Below are 14,744 nucleotides of genomic sequence, written 5' to 3'. Positions count from 1 at the left end.
TTCCATGTTTGAATCACATTATCTGAAACCTTTTATTGTATCTTTAGGCATTACCATCATGCTTATCTTTGGCATGGGGCTTTCCTTGCGTGGCATCGTTGGAACCGGTGTGGCTTATGATGCCGCAGAGGTTAGCTTTCATCTGCCTGAGGATAGTGAAAGTGATGCGGAAACTATGGCTATTGAGCCTATACCTAAGGATAAGCCACCGGTTGAACCTCCGACTCCAGAAGGCCCTGCGCCTAAGGCAGATCCTCTTGTAACGGAAAATACAGGTGATGAAAGTGTTCATAATTTAAATGCCAATAAGACTACATCTAATGCTCGTCGCGAATGGGCCGTTCCCAAGGCTATAGAATCGGAAACGACTAATAATGAACAAGCTGTAGTTATGGGTGGAAATGATTCCAAAGACGGGAAATCCTCTAAGCCTGACAATGCTCCTATGGGTAAGGATATAACATCTGATACGAATGCCAATGGAAACGGCTTTGCCGAAGCTAGTGATTTATCCTTCCTATCTGATCTTGCGTGGGGGCTCCTAACACCAGGGCAACAAGCGCTTTTACAAAAGTCGGATATCAACCCCCAAGAATATTTACGAACGGTACAAGAGCAGGGGAAGGGGTCAATCGTAACAGGTAAGGTTGTAGTGCGCGTTAACTTTGACGTTAATGGACATATCATCGTAGGAGAACATACACCGCTCATCGCAGAGGATGTACCGCAACCAGTCAAAGAGGAAGCAATGCGCATCGTTAAAAGCAGTGGTTCTATTATCAATCGAAGAGGAGAACCTGTATATCTAGCAGTTCCTGTTGTATTAGGACAATAAAGAGGCATATCTTACATACATTAGTATGGGATATGCCTCTTTGTTATGGTTGTAAAAAAAGATTGTATTAATTTTGATTGGTAAGCATCGTCTTCGTAGAGTTGAAGACCGCTAGATATACGATGGCGCCACCGATGAATAATGTGACCTGCATAGGAGTGCTGAATTGATCAGCTCGCCACAATGCAAAAGCGTAGAAGAACATGGTAATCAACATGATGAGAAATGCGATGATAACGCGTACATTTGTGTTTATTGCCAAGGATGTAGTAATACGCGATTTATTCGTCATTACGTAAATTAAAGATACTACGATGTCTGCCGTAAAGATGGAGAAGATGAAGTTGTAATCAAACTCGCCAAAAAGGACTACCGCCAAGCCGATAAAGCTGAGCCCAAAGAATAGACGTAATAGAATACCTATAGTATTAGATTCGTTGCGCTGTGCGCGGCGTTCCTTACGATTTAAAGTTGCCATGAAAGCCTCCCCCATAGTAGAAATGTTTGTTACTATTAGTATAAAGCTCGTGTATAGATTGAGCAATTATTCGCAGTACATTTAGTCTGTATGTTTATTATATATCACAATGCATAGCTATGATATAGTATTGATTAATTTATTACTATATAACTATATGAGGAATTCTATATGAGAAATTAAAGAGAGAGTATAGTTCAGGTTATTCTTATCTATGCTATTAATGGTATGATTGTGTTTGTTTTTTCTGTTTTAGACTCTGTAGTTCAATATGTACATCCTTTTTTCTAGGATTGAACAACTAAGGTTTGACGACTAAAGTCGAACGATAAGTAAAATTAATATAATTATCATTCGGAAAATTTAGCTCCGTTCGTTGAATGGAGCTTTCACATATGGTACAATAATCCTATAAATCTAGCTTTTATCATGCAAAGGAGACATCATGATACCACGTTATACACGAGAAGAAATGGGCCATATTTGGAGCGAACGCAACGAATTCGACACAATGTTATTGGTGGAGACCCTCGCCTCTGAGGCACAAGCAGAGTTGGGCGTTATTCCTAAAGAAGCGGCGAAAACAATTCGGGAAAAGGGCAATTTCGACGTTGAGCGCATTCATGAAATCGAAAAGGAAACGAATCATGATATCATTTCCTTCGTAACAGCAGTGGGCGAATATGTAGGTCCTGAAGCGGCTAAATACATCCATCTTGGCCTTACCTCTACAGATGTGAAAGATACGGCGCTTGGGTATATGATGAAACAAGCCTGCGATATCTTAATTGATGACTTAAAGCGTTTGCACGAAGTATTGCGTCGTCGTGCAGCGGAGTTCAAATATACTCCTATGATTGGCCGTACCCATGGTATCCACGGCGAACCAACTACATTTGGCTTGAAATTGGCGTTGTGGATGGCAGAGGTAGAACGTGATATTGAACGCATGGAACATGCGCGTAAAAGCGTTGCCGTTGGTAAATTGTCTGGCGCTGTTGGTACATACTCCAATATCGATCCATTCGTAGAACAATACGTATGCGAAAAATTAGGTCTTGAACCTGTTAAAATCGCTACACAAGTAGTACAACGTGACCGTCACGCTGAATTATTGTCCACTATTGCTGTTGTAGGCGGCACATTGGATAAAATTGCATTGGAAATCCGTCACTTACAACGTACAGAGGTACGCGAAGCGGAAGAATATTTCAGCCCTAAACAAAAGGGTTCCTCTGCGATGCCTCATAAACGCAATCCTATCACATGTGAAAGAATTTGCGGTATGGCTCGCTTGCTTCGTGGCTATGCACAATCTGCTTACGAAGATCAAGCATTGTGGCATGAACGCGATATTTCTCATAGCTCTGTGGAACGGGTTATCTTGCCGGATGCGACAATTGCGTTAAATTATATGTTGCACCTAACAATTCGAACCATTGATAAATTGTTGGTATACCCTGAAACTATGCTTAAAAACCTTAACCTTACAGGGGGCCTCGTATTTAGCCAAACAATTTTGACACATCTTGTAGACAAAGGTGCGGTACGTGACGAAGCATATCGTTGGGTTCAAAAACATGCTATGGAACGCTGGCTTGAAGGCAAAGACTTTGCAACAGGTTTAAAAGCTGATGAAAATATTAAGAAGTACATGACTGATGAGGAAATTGATGCATGCTTTGACCCATATAAATTGCTAAGACATGTAGATACAATCATGGCTCGCTTTGGCCTATAATTGTAGGGTACTTCCCACATAACATATGAAAGACTAGGGTAGGTATAGATCAACAAGCCTATGGTACATGCATTAGGTGTTGGCTATATCTACCTTTTTTGTTTTGAAAGCAATATACCATTTTAGATAGAAGTATATTATTTTAACAGATAATTATAAATTAGTTTTCTAGCAGGCTTTTATATACTCGTCTTACATTAGAAACCATCTATTTGTTTTAGGAGGTTATATGAAACGTATTGTACGAAAATACGGACCGGTTATTTTTCACTGCATTAATGACTTTGGTCAAGGTTCATTAGCCGCGTTGATACCATTTTTTATTACTAACTTTGGACTTAATTATTATCAATCGGCGTTTATTATATTTTGTAACACTGTAGTGGCCTCCATAGCTCAGCCTGTCTTGGGCTATGTAGCAGATCGTTGGCGTGTGCCGTGGTTTATTCCTGTAGGCTTTTCTGTCACACTTGTATCCATTAGTGCCATAGCGATTGCTATGAGCTATGAAATGATTCTCGCTCTAGCGCTCCTATCTGGAGTCGGTGCTGCGTTATTCCATCCTGAGGCAGCTCTGCTGGTAAATCGTACGCAATTTCATGAGCTTGGTAATGCTATGGGCCGATTTGCCGTCGGTGGTAGCGCGGGCTTTGCACTTGGACCTCTCCTCGCCGGAGGTGTATATGTCTTTGGGGGACAATTCCTTTGGGTATTTACGCTTATCGCTCTACTTGGTGTATTATTATATCTCTATGCCTTTATGGGTGAGGGTGAAGCTGATACCGATGATACTGATATTGCTGATTCTGCTGATTCTGCTGATACTGGTAACCGTGAAAGCCGTGCTAAGGTTCTTAGTACCGGTACAAATGATTGGGTGAGCTTCGGTAAGTTATTTTTTGTGATTGCTTCTCGATCTATACTCTTCTCTGTATTGGCTATCTTTATTCCTATTTTGTATATTACTGTTATTAATGGTGAAGCTAGTGCATCTAGTTTGGCCCTTACTGCGTACTTTGCTATGGGTGCCGTTCTTACCTATATGGGCGGGGCCTTATCTGACCGACTTGGATTTCTTAAAACTGTGCGCTTAGGTAATCTGATTTTCTTGCCATCCGTTTTAGTATTTATTTTTGTGCCTAATATGTGGGGCTTCTTTGGAGCCATGATTCCAATGGCCTTTGGCGTATTCTCACAATACGGACCAATTACGGTACTAGGTCAAAAATACCTTGCAAAAAATGCAGGCTTTGCATCAGGTATTACGCTAGGTCTTGGTATTACCTTGGGTGGCCTTGTGGCTCCTTATGTAGGACATCTAGCAGATATCTATGACGTACAAACGGCATTGATGACCTTGATACCGGTAGGTGTTATAGGCTTATTGATGAGTTTTTGGTTAAAAGAACCAAAATAGCCCATGCGTTTGGGAAGAAACTAAAGATTGAATTTGTATAAATACTTTCACAGAATCCGAACATTGTTGTATAATGATATTGGATTATTTAGGCTTTTATATGGAGGATATAGATATGGCAACTAGTATGGTTATCGGCACTCAATGGGGTGACGAGGGGAAAGGTAAAATTGTTGACTGGATTGCGGAACGTGCGGATGTTGTGGTGCGCAGTCAAGGTGGTAATAACGCGGGTCATACTGTTGTAGTGGATGATAAAGCGTTTGCACTCCGCCTTTTGCCAAGTGGTATCTTATACGATAACAAACAAAATATCGTGGGTACTGGTGTTGTTATCGACCCTAAAGTTCTGCTACAAGAAATTGAAGGTCTAGAAAAGCAAGGCAGATCTGCTAAATCCCTTCAAGTTTCTAACCGTGCACATGTCATCATGCCATACCATATCGCTCTAGATACTGCAGAAGAAGCATCTAAAGGGGATGCTAAAATCGGTACTACTAAAAATGGTATTGGTCCTTGCTACGCTGATAAGGTAAACCGTATCGGTATCCGTATCTGCGATTTGTATGATATGGAAACATTCAAACAAAAATTAGCGTACAATGTAGAGCTCAAAAATAAAATGCTTACTAAGGTTTACGATGCTGAACCTGTTAACTATGATGAAATCTTAGCGGATTACATCAAGTACGCTGAAGCGTTGAAGCCTTATGTAACAGATACTAATGCAGCTGTTCTTAAAGCTATAAAAGAGGATAAAAAGGTATTGTTCGAAGGTGCTCAAGCTACTATGCTCGACCTTGACCATGGTACCTATCCATTCGTAACATCCTCTCATCCAATCGCAGGTGGTGCTTCCACAGGTGCTGGCGTGGGTCCTAACTACTTAAAAAATATCTTTGGTGTTGTAAAAGCATATGCTACACGTGTTGGTGCAGGTCCATTCCCTACAGAACTTCTTAACGAAACTGGGGATAACCTTCGTGAACTTGGTCATGAGTTCGGTACTGTAACGGGTCGTCCTCGTCGCTGTGGTTGGTTAGACCTCATGGTTGTAAAATACGCAGCAGGTCTTAACAGCCTAGATTACTTAGCTATTACACGCTTGGATATTCTTGATACGTTTAAAGAATTGAAAATCTGCGTAGGTTACAAATTGAATGGTAAAGACGTAGAAGGATTCCCAGCTAATTTAAAAGATCTTGAAGCTTGTGAAGCGGTTTATGAAACATTACCAGGTTGGGAAACTGATATCTCTGGTATCCGTGAATATGATAAATTGCCTGAAAATGCCCGTAAATATGTAGAACGTATTGCAGAAGTAACAGGTGTGCCTTTAGGTATTGTATCCGTCGGTCCTAACCGTAGCCAAACTATCGATTTAGTAAATGTATTCTAAGCTATACTAATTTGATATAATAGAAAATTTTCATGTGGTAGTATTGATAGAGTGTTATATATTTTAACATTTCTCGCTATGCAATCGATTTATAGAATTATACAGATTAGACCCCTCATAGAGGGGTCTTTTGTATTGAATGGATATAGAATATAAACGTGTATGCTCTATATCTAATCCTTTAGGTTGCTACAGTAGTGCGGTATATCGAAGTATGCTATATAGTTATTAAAGCGTGAGTATATCGAGAAATATATAACAAATAATAGAACATGATTGTTATATATACAGAAAAATGTATATCCAAATAAATCTATAGAATGAAAAATTGTTTAAAATATTCATTTTATACAAATAGGCACGTGCTTAAATTAGTTTACAATGGGGCAAAATTTACTTATCTATAATTTTTTTGTATTCATAATAAATTATTAAGATACAAATATAAAGAAAAAAATAGATTTACATTAAGAAATAGTATATAATAGTACCAAGAAGTAGATTGATATTTTTTGATAAGGATCTGAGGAGTTAAAGATATGGTTGAAGTTTCTTACGAACGTTTAGCGACGATTTTTAAGGCATTAAGCGATGAAACAAGATTACACATCATCGATATGTTGTCTTGCAATGAATTATGTGCAGCCGATATTTTAGCGAGCTTCAATTTGTCTCAATCTACGTTGAGCTACCACATGAAAATCTTAATTGATGCAGGTGTAGTTAACTCTCAACGTAATGGTTTATGGACTCGTTACTCCATTAATGAAGCTACATTTGCGGATATTTTACATATTCTCCCTCAATTATACAAAACTAAAGATGAGTGCATTTGCGCGCAGATTAAATACTGCCGCATTTCTGAGCACGAAAAAGAAGCGTAACAATGAGACGTTGGATTATGCATGTTGATATGGATGCATTCTTCGCGTCCATAGAACAACTGGATCATCCAGAGTATAAAGGCCACCCCGTAATCGTGGGTGGTCTTTCTTCACGTGGTGTCGTAGCTACCTGTTCCTATGAGGCCCGAAAATTTGGTGTTCACTCTGCGATGCCAATCTCGAGGGCTAAGAAACTCTGTCCTGATGGGATCTATGTATATCCTCGAATGGATCGCTATAAAGAGGTGTCGAACCAAATTTTTTCCATTATGAAAGAATTTACCCCTTACATTGAGCCTCTATCTATTGATGAAGCTTTTCTTGAAGTGAGCGGCATGTCCACCATGTATAGCGGCCCTAAAGCGCTAGGGCGAGCCATTAAAGATCGTGTGTTCGAGAAAACAGGACTTATTATTTCTGCAGGCTTAGCACCCAATAAATTTCTTGCTAAATTGGCCTCTGATTTAGATAAACCTGATGGTCTTGTAGTCATCCCATATGGTCGTGAAAAAGAGGTGCTGGCTCCTTTGCCGATTAAACGTATTTGGGGTGTTGGCCCTCGGACAGAGAAAATTTTGAAAGCAGGTGGCTTTCACCTGATGCGTCATATTCAGTCTTTGTCTGATGAAAGCAGTTTAATTCCTCTCGTGGGGAATCAGGCAAAGCGCATATGGGAACTGGCGAATGGTATCGACGATAGACCTGTTGAAACAGATCGCAAGATACAATCAATTGGAGCGGAGGAGACCTACGAAGAAGATCTCACAGAGGGCCGTGCTATTGAATTAGAATTTAGGTATTTTGCAAACCGTTTATCGAAACGGCTTCGGAGGCGTAACCTTCATGGACATACTGTATCTATCAAGGTTCGGTATGATGATTTTACCACCGTATCACGGCAGAAGCGGCTAGATATACCATCAGACCAGGAACATGTATTTTTTGAAACAGCATTGATTCTGTGGAATAAATTGATGCAGGATAAGACGAGTAAGCGGCCTAAAGAGTCTAAGAAAGATATGGAACCGTTAGGCGCTACTACAAAGGTAAAGTCTATGAATTTTAAATATAGTAGTTCTAAAGGGCTTACCTGTATGGATCCGCCTGGCCCTATACGACTATTAGGTCTTACTGTGAGTGGTCTCGATGAGGAGGTTCCTATGCAGGATAGTCTCTTTGATTCCCCACAGGATGAAACAGAGGATAAGCTTGCTAGCGTGTTAGACTCCTTAGAGTCTAAATTTGGTGAGACTGCTGTTATGAGTGGTGCATTATGGCAGCGCTTTCACGGAGACAATGGAATACGCAGAAAACGGTCAGAGTTGAAAGCGGCCGTGGATGCACAGACTGCTCAAGAGGATGGAGCATCTACTAAAGTTGATGCAGGCTCGACTAAAAAGGCTGATCGGTCTACAGTTACAGATATACACCCATCTATTGAAGAACCTAAAAAGATCCTCAAAAAGGACTTATAAAGTTTATATTGAATACTTTCACTAATATAATTGTTCATGTTACAATATGGGTGTAGTGTTAATAAATTACCGCAAGAGAGGTATAGATATGAGTTTATTTCGTGTGGCCATCCATTATGGCGTAAACAGTAATGGTTTCTTGTCCTATGACACAGAAACAAAAACAGTGTCCGTAGATTTACCTGAACAAGAGTGGGTTGATAAGGTAATCGCTTACTTAAATAATGAACATGCTATTGAGCATGCTACAGGTCTTGATACGTATGAACGGTTGACCGTAAAACCATTAGAATCTTTGGATAACCTTAAGTTAGCTTTAACACGCATGTGGGAAGCAATCGACGTACAAGTTGACTGGAGTCGTCCAGCATAAATTGAATGAAAACACCTTGTGATCTACAAGTTAGTAGAAACAAGGTGTTTTTTGTTTTGCGTATTTTTGTAGGTATATCTTAATAAGTTTTAAATATATAGCATTGAAATTCTCATTTTAAAATTATAAATGATATCGTGTATACAAGATTTGTAAAAGTTTAGGGTTGTTATGTTAAAAAATTTGTGATATTCTAATTACATATTAACGGATAATAATTATCTATTAATAATTTTTATCGTAATTAAGATGTATGATTTAAAAATTATGTAAAGTAAATTACTTTCATTTTGATCTCTAAGTAGGAGTTTGTAACATGAATAATGAAAAAAAACTAACAACAGCCTTTGGTGCTCCCGTACCAGATAATCGCAACTCTGCTACAGCAGGTAAACGTGGTCCTGTATTGATGCAAGATGTTTGGCTCATGGAGAAATTAGCTCATTTTGAGCGCGAAGTGATTCCTGAACGCCGCATGCATGCTAAAGGATCCGGTGCATTTGGTACTTTCACAGTAACTAACGATATTACAAAATATACGAAAGCAAAAATTTTCTCTGAAGTAGGCAAGCAAACGCCGTTATTCGTGCGTTTCTCCACAGTTGCCGGGGAGCGTGGTGCGGCCGATGCAGAACGCGATATTCGTGGCTTTGCCGTAAAATTCTATACGGAAGAAGGGAACTGGGACCTCGTAGGTAACAATACACCTGTATTCTTTATTCGCGATCCATTGCAATTCCCTGATTTGAACCGTGCTGTAAAACGTAATCCGAAAACAAATCTTCGCGATGCGACAGCAAACTGGGATTTTTGGACTAGCTTGCCAGAGGCAATCCACCAAGTAACAATCGTTATGAGTGACCGTGGTATTCCTAAATCTTACCGTACAATGCATGGTTTTGGCAGTCATACATACAGCCTTATCAACGAAAACGATGAGCGCGTATGGGTTAAATTCCATTGGGTTTGCCAACAATCGATTGAAAATCTTTCCGATGCTGAGGCGGCTAATGTGGTGGCTAGTGACCGTGAAAGTCACCAACGTGACCTCTTTGAGGCTATTGAAAGAGGCGATTTCCCTAAATGGAAATTATGCATCCAAGTGATGACGGAAGAACAAGCTAACAATATGCCATACAATCCATTCGATTTAACAAAAGTATGGTATCATGACGAATTCCCATTGATCGAAGTCGGTGTGATGGAACTTAACCGTAACCCAGAAAATTATTTCCAAGATGTAGAACAAGCTGCATTTGCACCAACAACTATCATTCCAGGTGTATCCTTCTCTCCTGATAGAATGCTTCAAGGTCGCTTGTTCTCTTATGCCGATGCGCAACGCTATCGTCTAGGGGCAAATTATTATCAAATCCCTGTTAATGCCGCTAAATGCCCTGTAAATATCTATCATCGCGATGGTCAAGGTCGTATAGATGGAAACCATGGGTCAACAATTGGCTACGCACCAAATAGCTTTGGTGAATGGGATGAACAACCAGAATTCAAAAATCCTCCTCTCGATGTATCTGGTCCAGCTTACCAATATGATTTCTATGAAGACGACTCTGACTTCTTCACACAACCAGGTAAATTATTCCGCCTCATGAGCCCTGAACAACAACAAGTTTTGTTTGAAAATACCGCAGCGGCTATGAATGGTGTACCTGATTTCATCAAAGAACGTCATGCAAAACATTGCTATCAATGTGATCCTGCTTATGGTGAAGGCGTTGCTAAAGCCTTGGGCATGAACATCGATTTTAGCGATGTAAAATAAGACTAACGATACTATTTAAACAATATTAAAATAGTTTATCTACACAATACTAACGCGATAAAAGAACTTCCTTAAACTAACACGAAGCCCCTCCTTGCTATGTAGTTCATAGTAAGGAGGGGCTTTTGTTGTGGAGAGTGTATTTTAATATTACTAATCAAATTTTTTACTTGTTAGGTCTTGATACATAAGCTTAGCAATTTCATATTGTGGATCACCCGGTTGTAGCTGGTGTGTCGGTAGTTTAAATACGGTTTCAGCTATTTCACTTTTCTTGATATTGATGCCTTTTACATCTTCAGAACGACTTATGGAAATCGTATGTGTTGTTGGATTTATGAAGTACGCATTTACATCGATGCTGAAAGCTTTGTTTTCGTCTTTTCTCATGATTGTACGTAGAATCATGGCTGAAATAGCCGTAGTACCATCTTTTTCACCTAATAGCTGCTTAGATGTATAGTCCACATAATCTGCATAGACATAAATATCGCCGGGTTTGGCCTTGTCATAATCTTGTGTGTAGGCCTCTACTAAACGCAAATCGAGTTGTCTCCCAAATGGTTGAGAGAACATTTCGCTTTGTAATGCTCGTGTTTCATTAACAGGTGGATACATAGGTATTGCTTTTAAACCTTTTAGCATATCTGCGCGAGTTTCATTTTTCCGTTTAGCATGACGTTTCGCACTGACCTTGTCTAAGCGTTCACGCTCCTTTAACATGGCCTTTTCTTGTTCTTCTTTAGTTTTGTAGGTCTTTACGGATACAACACGGTTACCGGTCATAGTGACTGTCGAATAGACGGGCTTATCTTTAGTAGGCTTTCCCTTAGAAGCAGCAAGAGTAGATTGGACCATAGCCGGTGTTGCACTTTCGATAGATTTTTTTAGCTCTGGAAGATTGGAGTAATCCATATCAACTATAGCAGTATCTGTGTTTTCGGTAGATTGCACAGGGGCAGCTGCATATGCAGATGATATAGCTAATACAGCTAATAGTGAACTGACAATAATTGATCGTTTACATAGTTTCATTACATATACCTCTCTTTAGTAAGAAATCTCTAATACCATCAATAGCTGTATTATAGCATAGTTTTTGCATAGATAGATTTAAAACCGTACTTATTAACTCCTAAAAGAGCCTAAGCAACTACCTGAATCTAATCGATTTATGGTATGGTGCATAGGCTCTTTTTTACTTTCAGAAATATACAAATTTTAAAAGGATTTTAGTATAACTATGTAGAATTATATGATGTGTTGAATTTGCACGAAATGTTACATGTGAATAGGAGGCAGTTATGAAATCTAGTAGTTTGGCATGGTATGTGGCGGTGGCTTGTATTGGAGGAAGCCTTTGTATTGGATCTGTAGTACAGGCGAATTCTCCTGCGACGGTGAAAGCAAATAACTCTGCTCCCGCAGCTATTGTAACGCAGGCTCAACCAGCTCAGCCTGTTACTGTTACAGCAGTTAAGAATGATGGAGTTAGTGCTACAGCAAATCATACAGTAACTAATAATGTAGTAGCTAATAATGTAGTAGCTAATGATGTAGTGGCACAGGAAGCCCTCAAGCAAAAGCAACAGTACCAAGCCGAAACTGAAACGATGGGCTTGCTATGGATGCGCACCTCTGCAGAGTACAGAGCGTTGGCGTATCAAGGGTACAATGTGGCAATGAATGCCGTTAAGATGGCCGTTACTGATCCATCTCATCAAAGAAAACCTTTAGCTATCGTTCTTGATGCGGACGAAACCGTAGTGGACAATACCAAGTTGATGGGTGAAAGTATAGCAAACGGTAATGGTCGTTTTGATGCTCCTTGGTGGCGTCAAGCCGTGCATCAAGGAAAATCGCAAGCCATGCCTGGAGCCGTTGAATTTTTAAATGAAGTTCATAAACAAGGGGTAGAAATCTTCTATGTTTCAAATCGCTACGCACCTGTAAACCTTGACGTAACGATACAGAATTTTAAAGAACTAGGATTCCCATCTGTCGATAAAGACCATGTACTACTATTCGAAAAAGACTCTGATAAACAACCTCGCTTTGATATGATTGCTAAAAAATATTATGTCGTTGTATACATGGGCGATAACGCCGGTGATTTCCCTATTGGCACAAAAGGCAAGACACTAGCTGAAAGAAATGCCATCATCGACAATCATAAAGAGGACTTTGGTACTACTTTTGTCGTATTTCCAAACCCTGCTTACGGATCCTGGGTAAGTGCACTAGCGAAAGGCTACCAAAACCTAAGCCCAGAAGAACAAAAACAAGTGAATAACCAATACCTACAACAATAAGGATGTCTTGCGTATACTTTATTAAAAACGATATAATAAAGTATACATGCGTCTATAGCTCAACCGGAGAGAGCGTCAGTTTCCTAAACTGTAGGTTGGGGGTTCGATTCCCTCTAGGCGCACCAGAAGGATAGAGCTGCAGTTTCGCCTTAATACTCGTGAGAATCTATTAAGGTAGGGCCTTATGCCGAAATCAAAGGACACAATTTATTGTGTCCTTTTCCTATTTTAATCATATTAAAACTATCTTTTTATCAAGATAATAGTTGAGTAATTATGGTTATTTAGTAAAAATTAAAACTGATTGATGAATAAAAATTAGAAAAGCTTGACATATAAGTAATGCTGATATATTATGTAATTAGATTTTACCATAGCGAAAGGTTACAGAATCTACTAAAATAAGACTTTATGTCGAAATCACTACTTTTAAGTAGTTATTAACAATAGTATATGTAAATTGAGTTAGTAGTACATATTACTAATGTTTTTTGTGTGAAATTTTGAGCACGGGTCTTATGATCTGTGCTCTTTTTGTTTATTGATTTATTATAGCGAAAGGCTACAAAAGTACTTAACTTCGTTGTTGAGGTTTTAGTACTCTGTAATTTTTCGCTATGATAAAACGTAATGCGCATGATGCTTTTTGGCGATTGAGTTTTAGTACTCTGTAATTTTTCGCTATGATAAAACTAACTATATAACTGGGGAGATGTTATTATGGTTTTAGTACTCTGTAATTTTTCGCTATGATAAAACAAAGCTGCATCTGTTTCATTAACTGCAATAGTTTTAGTACTCTGTAATTTTTCGCTATGATAAAACCCTTACCTTTTAACTCATCACGTGCTGAGGGTTTTAGTACTCTGTAATTTTTCGCTATGATAAAACCTCTAGCTTTTTGCCTTTCGTACTCATCGAGTTTTAGTACTCTGTAATTTTTCGCTATGATAAAACGAGGACGTGCAGAACGAGAAGCCTGGGGCTGTTTTAGTACTCTGTAATTTTTCGCTATGATAAAACTATGCCCAGATAAGATATCTGTTAGCGCTTGTTTTAGTACTCTGTAATTTTTCGCTATGATAAAACAACTGGCGGTAAGGTTATCGGTGGTGTACTGTTTTAGTACTCTGTAATTTTTCGCTATGATAAAACAATCAAAGATTACAAATATCGCTAAGATGTGTTTTAGTACTCTGTAATTTTTCGCTATGATAAAACATGAATTAGGAAAGATTTCAAATCATTTGAGTTTTAGTACTCTGTAATTTTTCGCTATGATAAAACATATGGTGCTAAAGTTATTATTAAGGATGAGTTTTAGTACTCTGTAATTTTTCGCTATGATAAAACCTACCAATACCCCAGTTAAAGCCAGCTCTTGTTTTAGTACTCTGTAATTTTTCGCTATGATAAAACTCTTTGCTTCATAGTATCGAACGTCTTGATGTTTTAGTACTCTGTAATTTTTCGCTATGATAAAACTCCATAGTAGACTCATCAGGTACCTTAAAAGTTTTAGTACTCTGTAATTTTTCGCTATGATAAAACAGAAAATTCAACAACAATTTAAGAATGATAGTTTTAGTACTCTGTAATTTTTCGCTATGATAAAACAAATACAATGCTACTAAAAGCTATTCTATTGTTTTAGTACTCTGTAATTTTTCGCTATGATAAAACTTGAAAATAAAATAGTACATTTATAGAAAGGTTTTAGTACTCTGTAATTTTTCGCTATGATAAAACTTGAAAATAAAATAGTACATTTATAGAAAGGTTTTAGTACTCTGTAATTTTTCGCTATGATAAAACTTGAAAATAAAATAGTACATTTATAGAAAGGTTTTAGTACTCTGTAATTTTTCGCTATGATAAAACCGGCTCAAGCATTGGTTGCTGTTATGGCACGTTTTAGTACTCTGTAATTTTTCGCTATGATAAAACGGTAAGTTCATTATTATCGCCTCCACGGTGGTTTTAGTACTCTGTAATTTTTCGCTATGATAAAACTCATCGTATTAGTACCCAAACTAGACTGCCGTTTTAG

11 protein-coding genes, 1 tRNA gene and 1 CRISPR repeat array (1 of these 13 cut by a window edge) are annotated in these 14,744 nt (G+C 38.6%); of the genes, 10 read left to right on the top strand and 2 right to left on the bottom strand.

The genetic code is table 11. The annotated features are described in order from the left end of the window. Positions 1–4: 4 nt before the first annotated feature. Complete coding sequence (locus DWV85_RS05170) at positions 5–835, top strand: hypothetical protein (protein ID WP_123138203.1); 831 nt, start codon at positions 5–7, stop codon at positions 833–835. Positions 836–902: 67 nt separating this feature from the next. On the opposite strand, the gene DWV85_RS05165 is transcribed toward DWV85_RS05170, so the two are convergent. Continuing rightward, positions 903–1,313, bottom strand: coding sequence for a CAAX protease (locus tag DWV85_RS05165; RefSeq protein WP_123138202.1), 411 nt, complete (start codon positions 1,311–1,313; stop codon positions 903–905). A 445-nt stretch (positions 1,314–1,758) separates the two neighbouring features. Here DWV85_RS05165 and purB point away from each other — a divergent pair, with 445 nt between their 5' ends. The 7 genes from purB (at position 1,759) to DWV85_RS05130 (ending at position 10,382) form a co-directional block, all read left to right on the top strand. Further along, positions 1,759–3,054, top strand: a complete 1,296-nt coding sequence (gene purB, locus DWV85_RS05160; protein WP_004694564.1) for an adenylosuccinate lyase — start codon at positions 1,759–1,761, stop codon at positions 3,052–3,054. Between the two features lie 229 nt (positions 3,055–3,283). Beyond that, complete coding sequence (locus DWV85_RS05155) at positions 3,284–4,471, top strand: MFS transporter (RefSeq protein ID WP_123138201.1); 1,188 nt, start codon at positions 3,284–3,286, stop codon at positions 4,469–4,471. A gap of 115 nt (positions 4,472–4,586) precedes the next feature. Next, positions 4,587–5,870 carry an adenylosuccinate synthase gene (locus DWV85_RS05150; protein WP_123138200.1) on the top strand — a complete coding sequence of 428 codons (1,284 nt, stop codon included), beginning with the start codon at positions 4,587–4,589 and terminating at the stop codon, positions 5,868–5,870. Between the two features lie 539 nt (positions 5,871–6,409). Further along, the gene (locus tag DWV85_RS05145; RefSeq protein ID WP_123138199.1) at positions 6,410–6,754 is read left to right on the top strand and encodes a metalloregulator ArsR/SmtB family transcription factor; all 345 of its coding nucleotides are present in this window, start codon (positions 6,410–6,412) and stop codon (positions 6,752–6,754) included. Between the two features lie 2 nt (positions 6,755–6,756). Beyond that, positions 6,757–8,229: a DNA polymerase IV gene (gene dinB, locus DWV85_RS05140; RefSeq protein WP_123138198.1), complete on the top strand. Its 1,473-nt coding sequence runs from the start codon at positions 6,757–6,759 to the stop codon at positions 8,227–8,229. An 88-nt stretch (positions 8,230–8,317) separates the two neighbouring features. Continuing rightward, positions 8,318–8,602: a hypothetical protein gene (locus DWV85_RS05135; protein ID WP_004694573.1), complete on the top strand. Its 285-nt coding sequence runs from the start codon at positions 8,318–8,320 to the stop codon at positions 8,600–8,602. A gap of 316 nt (positions 8,603–8,918) precedes the next feature. Beyond that, positions 8,919–10,382, top strand: a complete 1,464-nt coding sequence (locus DWV85_RS05130; protein ID WP_123138197.1) for a catalase — start codon at positions 8,919–8,921, stop codon at positions 10,380–10,382. A gap of 153 nt (positions 10,383–10,535) precedes the next feature. Here DWV85_RS05130 and DWV85_RS05125 read toward each other — a convergent pair whose 3' ends face one another. Further along, positions 10,536–11,417: a hypothetical protein gene (locus DWV85_RS05125; protein ID WP_123138196.1), complete on the bottom strand. Its 882-nt coding sequence runs from the start codon at positions 11,415–11,417 to the stop codon at positions 10,536–10,538. Positions 11,418–11,686: 269 nt separating this feature from the next. On the opposite strand from DWV85_RS05125, the gene DWV85_RS05120 reads away from it, so the two are divergent. Together DWV85_RS05120 and DWV85_RS05115 are read left to right on the top strand one after the other, a co-directional pair. Further along, positions 11,687–12,694, top strand: a complete 1,008-nt coding sequence (locus DWV85_RS05120; RefSeq protein WP_058948285.1) for a 5'-nucleotidase, lipoprotein e(P4) family — start codon at positions 11,687–11,689, stop codon at positions 12,692–12,694. Between the two features lie 48 nt (positions 12,695–12,742). After that, positions 12,743–12,819 (top strand) — tRNA-Arg (locus DWV85_RS05115). Between the two features lie 466 nt (positions 12,820–13,285). Next, positions 13,286–14,744: a CRISPR direct-repeat array (repeat unit 36 nt; unit sequence GTTTTAGTACTCTGTAATTTTTCGCTATGATAAAAC) (it continues 557 nt past the right edge of the window).

The sequence above is a fragment of the Veillonella sp. AF13-2 genome (genome assembly GCF_003603295.1).
Taxonomy (GTDB): Bacteria; Bacillota; Negativicutes; order Veillonellales; family Veillonellaceae; genus Veillonella; species Veillonella parvula_E.
The sequence above is the reverse complement of the archived record's forward strand: the minus strand, read 5'-3'. Positions and strand labels throughout refer to the sequence as shown.

Excerpts from the sequence above, each read along its gene's own strand:
- DWV85_RS05120 (WP_058948285.1), top strand. The coding sequence starts at position 11,687 with ATGAAATCTAGTAGTTTGGCATGGTATGTGGCGGTGGCTTGTATTGGA.
- DWV85_RS05150 (WP_123138200.1), top strand. The coding sequence starts at position 4,587 with ATGGCAACTAGTATGGTTATCGGCACTCAATGGGGTGACGAGGGGAAA.
- DWV85_RS05135 (WP_004694573.1), top strand. The coding sequence starts at position 8,318 with ATGAGTTTATTTCGTGTGGCCATCCATTATGGCGTAAACAGTAATGGT.
- DWV85_RS05165 (WP_123138202.1), bottom strand. The coding sequence starts at position 1,313 with ATGGCAACTTTAAATCGTAAGGAACGCCGCGCACAGCGCAACGAATCT.
- purB (WP_004694564.1), top strand. The coding sequence starts at position 1,759 with ATGATACCACGTTATACACGAGAAGAAATGGGCCATATTTGGAGCGAA.
- dinB (WP_123138198.1), top strand. The coding sequence starts at position 6,757 with ATGAGACGTTGGATTATGCATGTTGATATGGATGCATTCTTCGCGTCC.
- DWV85_RS05155 (WP_123138201.1), top strand. The coding sequence starts at position 3,284 with ATGAAACGTATTGTACGAAAATACGGACCGGTTATTTTTCACTGCATT.
- DWV85_RS05145 (WP_123138199.1), top strand. The coding sequence starts at position 6,410 with ATGGTTGAAGTTTCTTACGAACGTTTAGCGACGATTTTTAAGGCATTA.
- DWV85_RS05125 (WP_123138196.1), bottom strand. The coding sequence starts at position 11,417 with ATGAAACTATGTAAACGATCAATTATTGTCAGTTCACTATTAGCTGTA.
- DWV85_RS05170 (WP_123138203.1), top strand. The coding sequence starts at position 5 with ATGTTTGAATCACATTATCTGAAACCTTTTATTGTATCTTTAGGCATT.
- DWV85_RS05130 (WP_123138197.1), top strand. The coding sequence starts at position 8,919 with ATGAATAATGAAAAAAAACTAACAACAGCCTTTGGTGCTCCCGTACCA.